Origin of the sequence: Thermomicrobium sp. 4228-Ro, assembly GCF_026241205.1 — a bacterium.
Classification (GTDB): Bacteria; Chloroflexota; Chloroflexia; order Thermomicrobiales; family Thermomicrobiaceae; genus Thermomicrobium.
On record NZ_JAPFQM010000001.1, the window covers coordinates 1,958,148 to 1,973,700 of the forward strand.

Consider the following 15,553-nt stretch of genomic DNA (forward strand, 5'->3'; position numbering starts at 1 on the left):
AACCCTTTCTGCCAAGGACAAGCGGTCCGTGCAGGGGAGGTTCTCCGACCTCCACGTGTTCTCGTGCAAGTCTGGAATACTGTTGGGAAGAGCGCAACGGTGCGCGACGCTCGATGGAGAGCGAGGTCGGCGATGACGGTGCAACCGCAGCCTCTCGGGAGCGAAGCCGGTCAGGCGCTCCGGGCCGAGCCGATCGAGGGACTCCGGCACGAAGTCAACCTGCTCGGTAGCTTGCTGGGCGACGTCCTGCGTGAGCAGGGCGGCGAAGCGCTGTACGATCTCGTCGAACGGGCACGGCGGGCGACGATCGCAGCCCGGACGACTGGCCGAGTTGCGGAACGCCTACGTGAACTGCAGGAGCGGTTTTCCCGTTTGTCGGACGAGGATCTGTTCGGGATCGTCCGGGCATTCGGGATCTTCTTCCATCTCATCAATCTCGCCGAGCAACATCACCGGGTTCGGACACTGCGGCAGCGCGAGCGAATGGAGCCGGCGCTGCACGAATCGATCGAGGCGGCGCTGGTTGCGCTGCGTGATCGTGGTCTACCACCGGACACAGTGGCGAAAGTGCTGGGCGAACTGCTCGTCTTCCCTGTTTTCACAGCACATCCGTCGGAACCACGCCGCCGAACTGTGCTGCAGCGACTCGCGGCACTCGCCCGTTCGATTCAGCAGTTGGACGATCCTCGCCTTTCGCCTCGCGAGCGTGACTGGCTGCTCGAACGCTTGCGCGAGGAGATCACACTCCTCTGGCAGACGGCGGAGACACGGGTCGCGCGTCCGACTCCGCTCGACGAGGTGCGGAGCAATATCGCGATCCTCGTCGGCCCGGTTTACGATGTCGTTCCGTTACTCCGTCGTGCGCTCGAGCGGGCGCTCCAGCGTTCCTATCCTGAGTTGGTCGGTCGAGAATGGCCCGTCCCGGTGCGCCTAGCGACCTGGGTGGGAGGGGACCGCGATGGCAATCCGAGTGTTACCGCTGCCGTCACGGAAGCGACTGCGCGTCTGCTCCGCGAGGCGATCGTACGCCGGTATCGCGACGAAGTCGTGGAGCTACGGCGGGCTTTGAGTGTCTCGGCTCGCGTACGGCCAGCGAGCGAAACGCTGCTCGACCGGATCGATCGCGAGCGTGAGCGCCTGAATCTCGCACCAGTGCGAGCGTGGGCGGACGAGCCCTACCGGCGGTTCCTCGGACTCATCGAAGAACGCCTGCGCCGCACCGAGGCGGGCGAGTTCGGCGGTTACTTTACCCCGGAGGAGTTCCTGGACGATCTCCGGTTGATCGCCGATTCGCTGGAGTCGGGTAAGGGGCTGCGCATCGCCAGGGGACGCGTTGCCGATCTCATCGCACGCGTTCGGGTGTTCGGCTTCCATCTCGCAGAGCTGGAGATCCGGCAGGATGCGGCGCGACATCGCGAGGCACTAGCCGAGTTGTTCGCGTTGGATGGGGTCTCGAACTATCTCGAGCGCACTTCGGACGACCGGGAAGCGCTCGTCTTGCAGCGACTGGCCGGAAAGCCGTTCGGCTTTCCGCGCGGTGCACTCTCGCCGGAAACGCGCGAAGTACTGGAGACGTTCGAGGCGATCGTCCGCATCCAGCGGTTCAACGGTGAGCGTGCTTGCCACACGGTCATCGTGTCGATGACTTCGGAAACGGCTGATGTCCTGGGTACGTTGCTGCTGGCTCGCGAGGCGGGATTGGTCGATTGCTACACCAACAAGGCGTGGAGTCGTATCGACGTCGTGCCGCTTTTCGAACAGATCGCTGAACTCGACAACTGTGGAGCGATTGTCGAGCGTCTCCTCTCGTTGCCCTTCTACCGTGAGATCGTAGCGTCTCGTGGTGACCACCTTGAAGTGATGGTCGGTTACTCCGACAGTAACAAGGACGGTGGGTACGTTTCCTCGAACTGGCGCATCTACCGGGCACAGGAACAGCTCGCGCGCGCTGCGAGCCGATACGGCGTCACACTGCGGATTTTCCACGGTCGAGGGGGCGCGATCGGTCGCGGTGGTGGGCCGATGGGCCGGGCGATCCGCTCCCGCCCCATGGCCGCGCGGACACCGGTCCTCAAGGTCACCGAGCAAGGTGAGGTGATTTTCACGCGCTACAGCGAGCCGGCGATCGGTCTCCGTCACTGGGAGCAGATGATCCATGCACTCGTTCAGTCGGTACTCGGTGAACCGGAGCCGCCTGTGCCTACGGAATGGCTTTCCACGATGGAGCGACTCGCATCCTTGTCGCAGGCCGCGTACGAAGAACTCGTCAAAGGTCATCCGGAGTTCGTCGCGTATTTCACTACCGCAACGCCCTTTCCGGAACTTGCCACATTGAACCTCGCATCCCGCCCGGTTGCTCGGCGAGCGGGCAGCGATGGCACGGTCCGGTTCGCTGACCTGCGTGCGATTCCGTGGGTCTTCAGCTGGACACAGAGCCGCGTGAATTTGCCGGGATGGTACGGTTTGGGGACAGCGCTCGAGCGCGTCGTCGAGGAGCGTGGTGCGGAAATCCTGCGGTCGATGTACCGGAATTGGCCCTTCTTCGAGACACTCATCGATAACGCGCAGATTAGTCTGGGAACAGCGGAACTCACTGTCGCGTCGCTCTACGCGCAGCTCGCCGAGTACCCGGAGCTCTTCGAACGCATCGCCGCGGAGTACGAGCGCACGGTCCGCCTGGTCCTGACTATAACTGGGCAAGTCGAGTTGCTCGAGCGCTCGCCGGTCCTTTCTCGCCTGGTTAAGCTTCGCAATCCCTACGTGGACGTCCTCCACCTCGCACAGATCGAACTTCTCCGGCGGTACCGTCAACTCGCAGCCGACTCGGAAGGTCGGCGAGCTCGGCTGCTCGATGCGATCCACCACAGCATCAACGCGATCGCGGCAGGGTTGCAGACGACGGGCTGATCGGTGTCGGCGGCGTGTCGAGCAGCCGCTCCAGCTCTGCCCGGACGTGCGGATCGTTTTCGCGCTGTAGCGCCGAGAGGAGTACTGGCTCGCTCGTAGAGAAGTCGATCCGAGCCATGGCCCAGGCGGCATGGCTGCGTGCGAGCGGCTGGTCGTGACTCAGCACCACCTCTTCGAGAATGGCCAGGTGTCGTCTGTCACCGATATTGCCCAAGGCGACCGCAGCGTTCCGAGCGAGCCCGGCGCGCTTGGCCCGGAGGACCGGGCGGCGCTGGTAGACCGTTCGGAATTCCTCCTCGCTCATGCGGAGGAGCCATTCCAGTGAAGGAAAACAGTGTTCGATGCGCTCGGGACGGACGACCGGGTCCTCCGCTGGAAGCGCAGCGGACGTGTAGGGGCACACCTCCTGACACACGTCGCAGCCGAACACCCAGTTGTCCATCAGGGGACGGAGTTCCCAGGGAATCGATCCGCGGTGTTCGATCGTCAGGTAGGAGATGCAGCGCGGTGCGTAGAGCTGATAGGGCGCGACCAGGGCGCCGGTTGGGCAGGCGTCGAGACATCGCTGGCAGCGACCGCAGCGTGGCCGAAGCGGTTGATCCGGATCGATCTCGATGTCGAGTACGAGTTCGCCGAGGAATACCCACGACCCGTGCCGGGGCACGAGGATCATCGTATTCTTCCCTTGCCAGCCGAGCCCGGCCCGCGCCGCCACTGCCCGATCGACGATCCGGGCTGTGTCGACGAGAAACCGTGCCTCGATTGTCCGTCCTACTCGTGCTTCCAGGAAGGCATGGAGCCTGCGCATGCGCTCTCGGAGAACCCGGTGGTAATCGATCCCCCAGGCGTACCGGGCGATCCGGCCACGTGCCACACCGTCGTTGGGGGGCTGGATATCGGGGAGCCAGTAGGAAAGGGCAACGCTCACGATGCTGCGGGCGGTCGGCTGGAGATTCCGCGGGTCCGCAGCGATGTCAGCGCGTCGCTCGTCGAACCAGTCCATTCCGCGCAAGTATCCGGCACGGATCCGTTCCTTGAGCAGGTCGGCGAGGTGCGGAAACGGCTCAGCAGTCGTCACGGCGATGAGTGAGAGTCCTGCTTCGGCGGCGAGTTGACGCAGTTCGTCGCGAGTCAGCTGCATGGCTGAGCCTGGGCGATGAACTCGAGAACTTCGTCGCGTGTCGGTAAAGCGGAACGGGCGCCGAGTCGGCGGGTCGCCAGGGCACCGACGGCGTTCGCGAACCGGCCGAGTTCCGGTAACGACAGGCGCTCGAGCAGTCCGTAGATGAGACCGGCAGTGAAGGCGTCGCCAGCACCGGTCGGATCGACGGGCTCGACTGCGAAAGCTGGACATGACACGATTTCACGCGGCGAAACCAGAACGCAGCCGCCCCGTCCACGGGTGATCGCGGCGAGGCGAGTCGCACCCAGTGGCATCCATCGCCGGAGCGTCTCGACGACACTGTCCAGGTCTCCGCAACCAGTGAGAGCGGAAAATTCCACCTCGCTCCCGACGAGCACGTCGTGCTGGATAGCGAGGCGAAGTGCGCGATCCCTCGGGAGAAGAGCGAGGTGGGTGAGCGGGCCGACCAGCTGGATCCGTGGTGCGATATGCGCAGGCAAGTCGAGGAGAAATTGGCGAAGTGCATGGTCTTCCACGTCGATCACGACGATGCGCGCCTGGAACACGCGATCGAGCGGTAAGGGGTCTCCGAGCTGGAGGTGGGCGCCGGGATGCCAGAGAATCGTGCGTTCCGGACCCGGTGTCACCAGGATCGTGCAACGATCAGTCGGTGTGCCGGCACCTCGTGGGAGGATATGCAGCGTTATATTCTCCCGCTCCAAGTCCGCAAGCAGCGCTGCGCCGTACCGATCGGAACCGACCGTCGTGACGAACAGCGGGCGGACGCCGAGTCGGGCGAGTGCGACGGCCACGTTCGCAGCAGTTCCTCCGCCTGCTTCTGCACGGTGCCGGATGATCGCCCCCGATCCTGGCGTCGGGAGTCGGTCGAGCACCAGGAACTCGTCCCACGACGTCGTTCCCAGGACAGCGACAGGTTCTCGGTGCTCCGCTGCCTGGTGATCTGCCATGTTGAGCGCTCCGCTCGTGGTTACTCACCGACGATCGGAATACTGATCTGGCGTTGGGCACGGTGCTCGGCACCGGAACGCCGCTCGGCGAGGATCTGTTCGATCTCTTCCTTCAGTGCCGGGACGATCTCGTGTTCCTCGACACGCCGTACGATCTTCCCCTTGCGGAAGATCACACCCTTGCCGCGACCGGCCGCCACACCGACATCGGAATCCCGAGCCTCGCCTGGGCCGTTGACGACGCACCCCATCACGGCGACCTTGATCGGCTCCTTCACCGTGCGGAGATATTCGTCGATCTCGTTCGCCAGTCGGAAGAGATCGACTTCCACCCGGCCACAGGTCGGGCAGGCGACGAGGGTCGCGCCTCGCTCGCGGAGGCCGAGGCTCTTGAGGATCTCGTAGGCGACCCAGACCTCTTCGACCGGATCGGTCGTGAGCGAGACGCGGATCGTGTCACCGATGCCCTCTTGGAGCAGTGTCCCGATTCCGATGGCCGAACGGATCGCACCCGACTTCGGTGTACCTGCCTCGGTGACACCGAGATGCAATGGATAGTCGTTCAGTTTGGCCATACGTCGGTAGGCCTCGATCATCACCGGTACCTCGAAGGCCTTGAGCGAGATGACGATATCGCCGAAATCGAGGTCCTCCAGGATCTTTACATGGTGCAGTGCCGTCCGCACCATATGCTCGGCGATCAGCTCGGTCTGCGTTGCGCCCTGGGCAGCCATCTCGTCGACGAACTCGCGGGTCATCGGCGGCAGCGAGCCGAAATTAACGCCGATGCGGATCGGAACGCCTCGCTCCTTCGCCTTCTCGACGACCTCGCGGACCTCTTCCGGCTTGCGGATGTTTCCCGGGTTGAGGCGCAGCTTGTGCACGCCTGCTTCGAGCGCCTTGAGGGCAAGCGTGTGCTCGAAGTGGATGTCAGCCACAACCGGGATCGGTGAGCGCGGAACGATCTCTGCCAGGGCGGCTGCTGCGACACGGTCCGGTACGGCGACGCGCACGATCTCACAACCCGCGTCGGCGAGTTCGTGGATCTGCCGGAGCGTCGCCTGCGGGTCACGCGTATCCGTCGTCGTCATCGATTGCACGACGATCGGTGCATCACCACCGATCTGGACGTTACCGACCCAGACTGGACGTGTCTTCCGGCGCTGGTAGGCCATCGCTTCCTGTTCCCTCCCGATGGGCGTGTCGCGCCCTGAGCCTCTCTGTGTCAAGTGTGCACGATCGGCGACGGTGTCGTCGATGGCAGCCTAACGAAGAAGCGATTCGCCGCTCAAGAGCCGTCCGATATCGACGAAGGCGATGGCGAACATGAGCAGGAGCAAGATGGCGAAGCCGACGAGGTGGATCAAGCCTTCCTTCTCCGGTGGAATGCGCCGTCCGCGGATAGCTTCGACGAGAACGAAGAACAAGCGACCGCCATCGAGGGCTGGGAAGGGGATAAGGTTGAGAATCGCCAGGTTGATCGAGAGCAACGCGGTGAGATGGGCGAGCGTGACCCAGACCGGTTCCGGACTGAGCTGGAGAATCTCCGACGTAAGTTGGCCCATACCGATCGGCCCTGCGATATCGCTCAGCGAGGCTTCGCCGCGCACGAGCATGAGGAGACCTTGGATCATCTGTGCGAGGAGGAGGGCTGTTTGTCTCGCCGCCTCGATCGGAACGTGCCACAGCGGGACACGACTCATGACGAGGGTCGGACGCAACGTGAGGCCGGTGTTGGGAATCCCGCTGTCAGGTGCTGGTGGGGTCGCGAAGGCCAACGTGACTGTTTGTCCAGCCCGTTCGACGACGAGCTCGACGGTGCGCCCAGCGTACGTCTGGAGCGCGAGGCTATAGGCGCCAGCATCTTCGATCGGGTAGTCGCCGATGCGGACGAGCCGATCACCTGGCTGCAGGCCTGCCTGAGCAGCAGCGGAACCAGGTTCGACTGACTCGACGACGAGGCGAGCAGCTGGTTCGATGAGCACGCGGATACCAGTACGACCTTGTCCTGGCGGCGGACTTTCTCGCGGCACGACGATGGTATCGATCCGCTCAGTGCCACGCTGGATCGTCACTCGGAGCGGTCGACCGGCGTTACGTTCCGTAGCCTGAATCAGCCGATCGGCGTCATGAATCGGCTGGCCATCCACGGCGACGAGCCGGTCACCCGGTTGCCAGCCAGCGGCGGCGGCGGGCGAGTCAGGGACGACCTCGGCGACATAGAGGTGAAAGCGTGGCTCGCCGCGAAAGCCGACGAGCATTATCATCAGCAGGAACGCAACGACGAGATTCATGAAGGCGCCAGCACCGAAAAAGACGGCACGCTGCCAGCGTGGCTTGTTCTGGAGGCTATCCGGACCCTCGGTCGCTTGATCTTCTCCGACAACCCGAACGAACCCGCCCAGTGGGATGGCATTGATCGAATACAGCACACCTCCGCGCCGGATACCGAAGAGTCGCGGGGGGAGTCCGATGCCGAACTCGAGAACGCGGATGCCGAACAGTCGGGCAGCCAAGAAGTGACCGAGTTCGTGAGCCAAGATCAGAACGGCGAGGATGGGGACGATATAGAGCGCTTGCATCGGTCTTGCCTTCCACGGCCGGAATGACGGCCGGACCAACTAACTGTATCGGCCGATACGAGTGGACGTCAAACGTCACACAGGATTGAGGTGGAGGGATGTGACAGCCGGTCGGGAGGGCGTCGCGCTGGTCATGGGGAGAGACCAGACCGTTCTGGGAGTCGGTCTTGTAAAGATCACGGAATGTCGGCGACAATAAGCGCGTCCTGCCGGAAGGTACGGCATGGGGCGGCAGGACGGCGAGGATGGCATGGATGGATGGGAGGTCGTGCCTTGATTATCGGGATTCCGCGGGAGGTCAAACCGCGGGAATATCGCGTGGCGCAGCCACCACATGGCGTGCGGGAACTGGTGCGACACGGTCACACCGTACTGGTCGAACGTGGCGCTGGTGTCGGGAGCGGCTTTTTGGACGACCAGTATACAGCGGCTGGTGCGCAGCTCGTCGACGATGCGGCGACGGTGTGGGGCGAAGCCGAACTCGTCATCAAGGTGAAGGAACCGATAGAGTCGGAAATTCCCTTTTGCGGCCAGGACTTCTCCTTTTCACCTTCTTGCATCTGGCTGCGAACGAGCAGTTGACTCGCGTGCTGCTCGAGCGAGGTGTCACGGCGATCGCGTACGAAACCGTGCAGTTACCGGATGGTTCGCTCCCCTTGCTTGCCCCGATGAGCGAAGTGGCCGGGCGGTTAGCTGTACAGGTAGGCGCCTACTACCTAATGGAGCCTTATGGTGGACGCGGCGTGTTGCTCGGAGGGGTACCCGGTGTGCCCCCAGGCAGGGTGGTGATCATCGGTGGGGGAACGGTGGGGACGAATGCTGCCCAAATGGCAGTGGGCCTCGGTGCTGATGTGGTGCTGTTCGACATCAATGTCGAGCGGCTACGGCATCTCGAGTCGGTCCTGCACGGACGGTTTCGTACGCAGATGTCGAACGAGCAAGCACTGGCCGAAACGATCCAGGAAGCGGATCTCGTGATCGGAGCGGTCTTGATCCCCGGAGCCCGGGCACCCAAGCTCGTGACGCGCGCGATGGTGGCCAGTATGCGGCCAGGCAGCGTGATCGTGGACGTCTCGATCGACCAAGGTGGTTGCGTCGAAACGGCTCGACCGACCACCCACGATGCACCGGTGTACGAGGTCGACGGCGTTGTGCACTACATGGTCACGAACATGCCCGGAGCAGTGCCGCGAACGAGCACGTTCGCACTGAGCAATGTGACGTTGCGATATATCGTGGAACTCGCTAACCTCGGTTTCCGTGCTGCCGTGCAGCGCGACCAGGCGCTGGCGAAAGGCGTTAATGTGTTTAGAGGACATATCACACATCCTTCGGTCGCCGAAGCACTAGGGCTGCCGTTCGTTCCGCTCGAGACATTGTTGTGACGCGAGCGGATGCCGGTCGAAGGTCGTTCGATGACACTTGGGAGAGTGGAGGCGAGGCCGATGCAAGAGGTGATCGAGCAGTTCTTAGCAGGGGTCGTCCGCGAGCGGGGTCTGTCACCCAATACCGTGGCTGCCTACCGAAACGACCTGGAACAGTTCGCAGCGTATCTCCGCGAGAGGTGTCACCTCGCCGAGTGGAATGCGCTCCGGAGCGAACATCTCGAAGCCTTCTTGCAGTACCTCCGCGATCGACAGTATGCGGACACCACGGCAGCCCGGAAACTCGCCGCGATCAAGGCGTTCTGTCAGTATCTCGTCCGTAACGGCATTCTCGAGGACAATCCTGCTGATGGCTTACCGGTACCGCGAGTCGGTCGTTTCGCACCGCGCGCGATCTCGCCCGAAGATGTCCGCTCGCTCATCGCGATCGCGTCGAGTGACCGGTCGCCTGAGGGATTGCGTGACCAGGCGATGCTGCTCACGCTCGCCACGACCGGTCTCCGCGTGAGCGAGTTGACCTCGCTCGATCTCGACGATGTCGATCTGGCGCGCGGGGAGCTGGTCGTTCGCCGTCCGAACGGTCGAGAGCGCCGGGTGCCGATTAACTCGGAAGCCGTTCAAGTCCTGCGTGAGTACCTGGAGCGCGCGCGTCCCCTCTTTGCGCCGTCGAAGACTGAGCGGGCCGTGTTTCTGAATCATCGAGGTACACGGTTGACTCGACAGGGATTCTGGCTCATTCTCAAGGGCTACGCGGAAGCGGCGGGCTTGCCCGATGTGACGCCTCATACACTCCGACACTCCTTCGCCGTTCATGCGCTCGCGAATGGCTGGGATCTCCGCGATGTTCAGCGGATCCTCGGGCACGTGAGTCCAGCGACGACGCAGGTGTACCGGCAGCTCGTCGAACAGGTCATCCAGCCGGATGGCCAGGTGCCGGCGCACGCGGAATACTTCGAGCGAGTATCTGATGAGCAGGGGGCGGCCACGAGCCGCGTGACCCAGCATTGAACCTGGACAGAAGTGCCTGTGGCCAGCCCCTCGTCGATGACGAGGGGCTGCGTGTGTCCGGAGGGGGATGAGCACGATGGAGTCGAGTCGAGCATCGACCGTGCGCCTGGAGATGATCGTTTCTCTCGCGAAGCGACGAGGGTTCGTCTATCCGGGTAGCGAGATCTATGGGGGCTTGGCCAACACGTGGGATTATGGACCACTCGGGGCGGAACTCAAGCGTAACATCAAGAACGCCTGGTGGGAGTATTTCATCCAGCGTCGGGAGGACATGGTCGGGCTCGATGGCGGCATCCTCCTGCATCCAAAGGTCTGGGAGGCCTCGGGGCACGTCGAAGAGTTCAACGATCCGTTGGTCGACTGCCGGCGTTGCAAGAGTCGGTTCCGGGCGGACACGCTGATCGAGGAGCGGCTCCATCGGCCGACGGAGGGCCTCTCACTCGATGACATGACGCAGATCATCCAGGAGTCGAGTCTGGCCTGTCCGGTGTGCGGGGCGCGCGATTGGACGCCGGTGCGAAAGTTCAACTTGATGTTCCGGACCTTCATCGGGCCAGTCGAAGAACAGTCGACCCCGGTTTATTTGCGTCCCGAGACGGCGCAAGCGATCTTCGTCAATTTCAAGCAGGTCGTGCAAACCAGCCGCGTCAAGATTCCGTTCGGCATAGGCCAAATTGGCAAGGCATTCCGGAACGAGATTACGCCCGGTAATTTCATCTTCCGCCTGCTCGAGTTCGAGCAGATGGAGATCGAATATTTCATTCGACCCGAGACGTGGGAAGCCTACTTCGATGACTGGTTGGAGGAAATGGCACGATTCCTCCGCTGGATCGGCTTCAAGCCTGATCGCCTCCGCACGCGCGAGCATGGCCCGCAGGAACTGTCGCATTATTCGAAAAAGACCATCGATTTCGAATACCTGTTCCCCTTCGGATGGAAGGAATTGTGTGGCCTCGCCTATCGCACCGACTACGATCTTCGGCGTCACCAGGAGTACAGCGGCGAGGATCTCACGTACTTCGATCAAGAACGGAACGAGCGGTACATCCCGCACGTCATCGAACCGACGATGGGCGTGGAACGCCTCATGCTGGCACTCCTGTGCGATGCCTACGACGAGGAACCAGCAGTCGACGTGAACGGGAACCCCTATACCCGCGTGGTGCTGCGCTTCAACCCGCGCATTGCCCCGTACAAGGCGGCAGTGTTGCCGCTCATGCGGAAGCCAGAACTCGTCGAAGTGGCGAAGGATGTCGCCCGTGAGCTGCGTCAGCACTTCCGAATCGAGTACGACGAAACCCAGAGCATCGGGCGGCGGTACCGGCGTCAGGATGAGATCGGGACGCCATACTGCATCACGATCGACTACCAGACGCTGGACGATCGAACGGTGACGGTCCGCGACCGGGACACGATGCAACAGGTGCGTGTGCCGATCAGCGATCTGGTCGAGGAAATCGAAAACCGCCTGCGCTCAGCTTGAGCGCTCGTGGAGCTCGAGCTCGTCTTGGCCGAGGAGTTCTCGGACAACGCGATGCAGTTCCTCGGCAGAGTAGTAATGAATGACGAGCCGCCCACTCCGTTCCGTCCCGCGGAGCTCGACTTTCGTCCGGAGTCGCCGCTGCAGTGCTTCCTGCAGCCAGGCGTAGTCCGGTGGAGGGGTGGCGCGAGACGACCGACGTGCCGGCAGCGCGCCCGCCGTCCATTGCCGGACGAGTTCCTCCGTCTGGCGGACGGTCAGGTTGCGCTCGCGAACGATCCGGAGTGCCTCGATCTGGGCGGCGGTGTCCGGAAGCGCGAGCAGGGTACGGGCATGTCCCTCGCTGATCTCGCCGGTAGCGAGAGCGTCCTGAATCGCTGCCGGGGCTTCAAGCAAGCGGAGCGTATTGGCGACTGCGGAACGACTCTTACCGACGCGTTCAGCAACTTCTGCTTGTGTGAGCCCGAATTCCTCGATGAGTGCTCGATAGGCCATCGCTGTTTCCAAGGGGGAGAGATCGGCACGCTGCAGGTTCTCCACGAGTGCGATCTCGACGGCTTCACGGGGAGAAAGGTCACGAACGATCGCCGGGATACTGGTCAGTCCGGCTAGCTTTGCGGCACGCCATCGTCGTTCGCCAGCGACCAGCTGGTAGGGTGGGGTGCCACTCGAGCGAGCGACGATGACGGGCTGCACGACCCCGTGTCGTCGGATCGACTCGGCGAGCTCCAGCAGGCTGTCCTCGGCGAACTGTTGCCGTGGTTGCCGGGGATTCGGCGCGATATCGTCGATGGCAATCTCGCGGATTGCCTCGTCACTGATTGCTGTCGTCTGGGGTATCAGCGCGTCCAGACCGCGTCCCAATCCGGTGCGTCGAGCCATCGGAACCACACCTCGCGTCTCGCCCGAGTCTAGCACGAACCAGGGGTATACCTACGCCTGGACGGCAGAAGGAGGCGTTCGATGTGGATTCTCGAGTTGGTGGGAATCGTCCTGATCGCCGCTCTCCTGCGGTATGCGGCGGAATCAGCGCAGCGGTCGGTCTGGGCTCGCCGTGGGCTCGATGTCGTCGTATTGGGCGGTGGAAGCCTGCTTCTCGGGGTTGGCCTTCTCGGTTGGTACCGCAGTATGCACGCACTCCTCGTGTCGGGGGTACTGGGCGGTGTCCTCGTCCTGCTCGCGCGGTGGTATCCGTATCGCACCCGCATCGCGCGGTGGATACCGATCGATCCCGACTCAGTGCCTGATGCGTTCGGTCTGGCTCTTCTGCAGGGGTTGATCGGCGTTCTCGCTGGGGCACTCCTTCTCTCCAGCGCCTTGCCGGAGTTCGAAATTCGGCGCGAGCAGCTGATCGCACAGGGGATCGGCGAGGTAGCGTTAGCGTTCGTTTTGGTCGGCTTCCCGTTCTCGCGTGACTTTCGCGATGCAGTGCATCGCCTCGGGCTCACGCTGCCAGCACGACGCGAGGTGGTGAGCGCTGGGCTCTTCACTGTAGCGCTTTTCCTCGTATCCCTGACGAGTGGAGCGCTGGCGCATATCGTGCAGCCAGAAGTGGTCGCTCGTATCGAAGAACGGATGATCCCGCTGACCAGCGAGTTCGGGGCACCAGGCTGGGCGCTGCTTCTGGGAATTCTCGCCGGAATCGGTGAGGAACTCTTGTTTCGCGGTGCGATCCAACCACGCTACGGGCTCGGATTGACGGCGGTGCTGTTCACGCTCGTTCACGTTCAATACGAACTCTCGGTCGTGACACTCGGGGTCGCAGGGCTCGCGATCCTCCTGGGATTGGAAAGACGCTGGTTCGGTACGACGGCCTGTATTCTGACGCATGCGCTCTACGATATGGTGGCGGTTCTGCTGCAAGCTGCGTCCCGTTGAGCGGAGGGCTACTGGTTCACCGGGAACTGCTGCCACGTGCCGTCCGCGAAGAGTGCATAGACAAAACCGCGGTCACTCAGGATGAGCGTACCGTGCTCGAATTCCTGGATGCGTGCGCCGGTGGACATGACGTGAACGTCACCTTCGGTCGCGTAACCGAGCGACGGAGCCAGCGCCTTTTCCTCCCAGACCTGACCGAACGCCCCGCCCGGTGCCCACAGGTTGGGCTCCACGGAGCGAAATTCGAGAGGCGGATCGACCGGTTGTGGCTCGGGAACACTGGACCAGGTGCCAGTGGCATCGAGGATGTAGATGTGCAAGGTGTCGAACCGCTCCAGCATCATTCCGCGCTGGAAGGCCAGTTCTGCAGCGTTAACAGTGAAAGCGGGTGAAACTGGCTGACCGAGTCGCTTTTGGATCGCCTCGTCAGCCCAATAGACGCGTGCGAACGCACCCGTGACCGGAATCGGTTCAGGCGTGCCCGGTGTCGGAGACGGCACGACCGTCGGACTCGGTGTCGCCTCCGGCGCGGTCGAGGACGGCAGCGGCGTCGGCGTCGGAACCGGAATCGGCGTCGGTGATGGCGTTGGTGGGGGCGGTGGAGCGGGAATCTGCGGCTGATCGGAAGATCGGTTCTGAGAAGGCTCGGGAACGATCGGCGCTACCGTGGGCACTGCCTGCGCGGGTGCCCCAGCCGGAACGGCAGTGGGAGATGATGCAGGCTCAGCGACATTCTCCCTCGGCGTCGCCATCGGTTTCGGCGACGGAGTCGGAGCGGGGGTAGGTGTTTCCTGGACATGAGCGACAGCGCTTGTCGTCTGGAAGGTCAAGACGAACGGAGTGCCGAGCGGGTGGCCCCAGCGATCTTGTGCATCGGGTAGGATCGCGATGCGATACACCGTATCAGGCAGCAACAGAACGCGGCGTTCGGCGTCGGCCCCGATAATCAGGGTTGTCCCATTCCAGCTGATCGGTAGGCGCTGTCGTTCACCGGGTGGCGAAATGCGCAAATTGTTCAGTACTGATTCTTCGTTCATCGGTTTCGAGAAGGTGATTTCGACTGGTTGGTAGATGGGCCACCGCTGCGTCGAGGAGGTCGCTGGGTTCGAAGCGACGACGCGCGGTGGTTGGGTGCGTTGGAATCCGATACTGGCCGTGACCAGGGCGATGAGCAGAACGATCATGCCGAGCGCACTCGTGGCCAGCGCGAGCCGTGTTCGCGTCCGGGGGGTACTCTTCCGTTCTTCGACTAACCGCTTCCACACGTCACGCTGCAAGGAGCGCGGTGGTGGTGGCGATGGGGGCAGACGCCGGAGCTGCTCGCGCAGTCGTTGGTATTCATGGAGGCGGGCTCGGCAGTCTTCACACACTGCGAGGTGCGCGAGCAAACGCTGCCGCTCCTCGTCCGACAGATCGCCGTCGAGGTAGGCTGACAAGAGCGGCCGGTAGGAACGACAGCGCAGCGAGCTCATCCGGATGTCGATGCCTCCATGTCGTGGTACAGGCGACGGAACTCTTCCCGCGCACGGAACAGCAGAGACTTCGCTGCCGAGCGGGAAATGTTGAGCATGTCAGCGATCTCGTCGATCGAATACCCCTCGTATTCCCGGAGGATGAGAACTGCTCGGTAGCGCGGTTGCAGCCGCTGCAGGATGCGCTCGACGAGGTCCTGGGTTTCGGTCTGGAGGAGTGCTCGTTCCGGATCGGCAGCTCCCGCTGCGCGCAGGGAGTTGCCGTGCCAGGGATTGAGCTGGTCGAGGCGGAGCCAACGCAGGCGATTCCGGCGTCGAAGCGTATCCAAACAGACGTTGGCTGCGATGCGGCGCAACCACGCCCCGATATGCAAATCGTCAGTCGTTTGCGGCAGCGCCTTGTAGGCCCGGATGAAACATTCTTGGGTGAGATCACTCGCATCGTCGGCATTGCCGACCATCCGGTAGACAAACTGGTAGATCGTGCGTTCGTATTTTTGATATAGGAGCGCGAACGCTTCCTCGTCGCCCGCCTTGGCGCGGACGACACAGCGTAGCTCATCTACCGCAGACAGGGCGACTGAGCCCGACATCCGCTCTCCTCCAATGTCTATAACGAGCGACGGGTCCTCTGGGTGCGGTGACTTCACGGCAGCACTCCTGACAGGCCGATCGTACACTGTTCCTTGCCGGATGTCAATTCGGTGTTCCTGCGGCGATCGTTGTGCGACACGGAGGGCGCGGAGCTTT

At 62.9% G+C, this 15,553-nt stretch carries 11 protein-coding genes and 1 pseudogene; 5 read left to right on the forward strand and 7 right to left on the reverse strand.

The window, feature by feature from the left end:
- The first annotated feature begins 132 nt into the window (after positions 1-132).
- Positions 133-2,907, forward strand: coding sequence for a phosphoenolpyruvate carboxylase (ppc, locus tag OO015_RS09180; RefSeq protein WP_265940932.1), 2,775 nt, complete (start codon positions 133-135; stop codon positions 2,905-2,907).
- Here ppc and queG read toward each other — a convergent pair.
- From queG to rseP, 4 genes are all read right to left on the reverse strand, one after another.
- On the reverse strand, positions 2,870-4,048 hold the full coding sequence (queG, locus tag OO015_RS09185; RefSeq protein WP_265940933.1) for a tRNA epoxyqueuosine(34) reductase QueG: 1,179 nt from the start codon (positions 4,046-4,048) through the stop codon (positions 2,870-2,872). The genes ppc and queG overlap by 38 nt on opposite strands.
- Positions 4,039-4,998 (reverse strand): carbohydrate kinase family protein, encoded by a 960-nt coding sequence (locus tag OO015_RS09190; protein WP_265940934.1) that lies wholly within the window; start codon positions 4,996-4,998, stop codon positions 4,039-4,041. Before OO015_RS09190 ends, queG begins: the two co-directional genes overlap by 10 nt.
- Positions 4,999-5,018: 20 nt before the next feature.
- Positions 5,019-6,173 carry a flavodoxin-dependent (E)-4-hydroxy-3-methylbut-2-enyl-diphosphate synthase gene (gene ispG / locus OO015_RS09195; protein ID WP_265940935.1) on the reverse strand — a complete coding sequence of 385 codons (1,155 nt, stop codon included), beginning with the start codon at positions 6,171-6,173 and terminating at the stop codon, positions 5,019-5,021.
- A gap of 90 nt (positions 6,174-6,263) precedes the next feature.
- The gene (gene rseP / locus OO015_RS09200; protein WP_265940936.1) at positions 6,264-7,580 is read right to left on the reverse strand and encodes an RIP metalloprotease RseP; all 1,317 of its coding nucleotides are present in this window, start codon (positions 7,578-7,580) and stop codon (positions 6,264-6,266) included.
- Positions 7,581-7,853: 273 nt separating this feature from the next.
- Here rseP and ald point away from each other — a divergent pair.
- The 3 genes and pseudogenes from ald to OO015_RS09215 all read left to right on the forward strand — a co-directional run bounded on the left by ald (position 7,854) and on the right by OO015_RS09215 (position 11,456).
- Positions 7,854-8,965: pseudogene (ald, locus tag OO015_RS09205) on the forward strand (alanine dehydrogenase).
- Positions 8,966-9,025: 60 nt separating this feature from the next.
- The gene (locus tag OO015_RS09210; RefSeq protein ID WP_265940937.1) at positions 9,026-9,973 is read left to right on the forward strand and encodes a tyrosine-type recombinase/integrase; all 948 of its coding nucleotides are present in this window, start codon (positions 9,026-9,028) and stop codon (positions 9,971-9,973) included.
- A gap of 76 nt (positions 9,974-10,049) precedes the next feature.
- Complete coding sequence (locus OO015_RS09215; protein ID WP_265940938.1) at positions 10,050-11,456, forward strand: glycine--tRNA ligase; 1,407 nt, start codon at positions 10,050-10,052, stop codon at positions 11,454-11,456.
- On the opposite strand, the gene OO015_RS09220 is transcribed toward OO015_RS09215, so the two are convergent.
- Positions 11,448-12,335 carry a ParB/RepB/Spo0J family partition protein gene (locus OO015_RS09220; RefSeq protein WP_265940939.1) on the reverse strand — a complete coding sequence of 296 codons (888 nt, stop codon included), beginning with the start codon at positions 12,333-12,335 and terminating at the stop codon, positions 11,448-11,450. The two genes, OO015_RS09215 and OO015_RS09220, sit on opposite strands and share 9 nt — an antisense overlap.
- An 81-nt stretch (positions 12,336-12,416) precedes the next feature.
- Between OO015_RS09220 and OO015_RS09225 the strand changes: the two genes are divergently transcribed.
- Positions 12,417-13,331 (forward strand): CPBP family intramembrane glutamic endopeptidase, encoded by a 915-nt coding sequence (locus OO015_RS09225; protein WP_265940940.1) that lies wholly within the window; start codon positions 12,417-12,419, stop codon positions 13,329-13,331.
- A gap of 8 nt (positions 13,332-13,339) precedes the next feature.
- On the opposite strand, the gene OO015_RS09230 is transcribed toward OO015_RS09225, so the two are convergent.
- Entirely contained in the window at positions 13,340-14,803 is a 1,464-nt protein-coding gene (locus OO015_RS09230; RefSeq protein ID WP_265940941.1) for a zf-HC2 domain-containing protein, read from the reverse strand.
- Positions 14,800-15,396 carry an RNA polymerase sigma factor gene (locus tag OO015_RS09235; protein WP_265940942.1) on the reverse strand — a complete coding sequence of 199 codons (597 nt, stop codon included), beginning with the start codon at positions 15,394-15,396 and terminating at the stop codon, positions 14,800-14,802. The genes OO015_RS09230 and OO015_RS09235 overlap by 4 nt, the downstream gene beginning before the upstream one ends.
- Between the last annotated feature and the right edge of the window lie 157 nt (positions 15,397-15,553).

Bases quoted from the DNA above. Each gene is read 5' to 3' on its own strand.
- ppc (WP_265940932.1), top strand. From the start codon at position 133: ATGACGGTGCAACCGCAGCCTCTCGGGAGCGAAGCCGGTCAGGCGCTC.
- queG (WP_265940933.1), bottom strand. From the start codon at position 4,048: ATGCAGCTGACTCGCGACGAACTGCGTCAACTCGCCGCCGAAGCAGGA.
- OO015_RS09190 (WP_265940934.1), bottom strand. From the start codon at position 4,998: ATGGCAGATCACCAGGCAGCGGAGCACCGAGAACCTGTCGCTGTCCTG.
- ispG (WP_265940935.1), bottom strand. From the start codon at position 6,173: ATGGCCTACCAGCGCCGGAAGACACGTCCAGTCTGGGTCGGTAACGTC.
- rseP (WP_265940936.1), bottom strand. From the start codon at position 7,580: ATGCAAGCGCTCTATATCGTCCCCATCCTCGCCGTTCTGATCTTGGCT.
- OO015_RS09210 (WP_265940937.1), top strand. From the start codon at position 9,026: ATGCAAGAGGTGATCGAGCAGTTCTTAGCAGGGGTCGTCCGCGAGCGG.
- OO015_RS09215 (WP_265940938.1), top strand. From the start codon at position 10,050: ATGGAGTCGAGTCGAGCATCGACCGTGCGCCTGGAGATGATCGTTTCT.
- OO015_RS09220 (WP_265940939.1), bottom strand. From the start codon at position 12,335: ATGGCTCGACGCACCGGATTGGGACGCGGTCTGGACGCGCTGATACCC.
- OO015_RS09225 (WP_265940940.1), top strand. From the start codon at position 12,417: ATGTGGATTCTCGAGTTGGTGGGAATCGTCCTGATCGCCGCTCTCCTG.
- OO015_RS09230 (WP_265940941.1), bottom strand. From the start codon at position 14,803: ATGAGCTCGCTGCGCTGTCGTTCCTACCGGCCGCTCTTGTCAGCCTAC.
- OO015_RS09235 (WP_265940942.1), bottom strand. From the start codon at position 15,396: ATGTCGGGCTCAGTCGCCCTGTCTGCGGTAGATGAGCTACGCTGTGTC.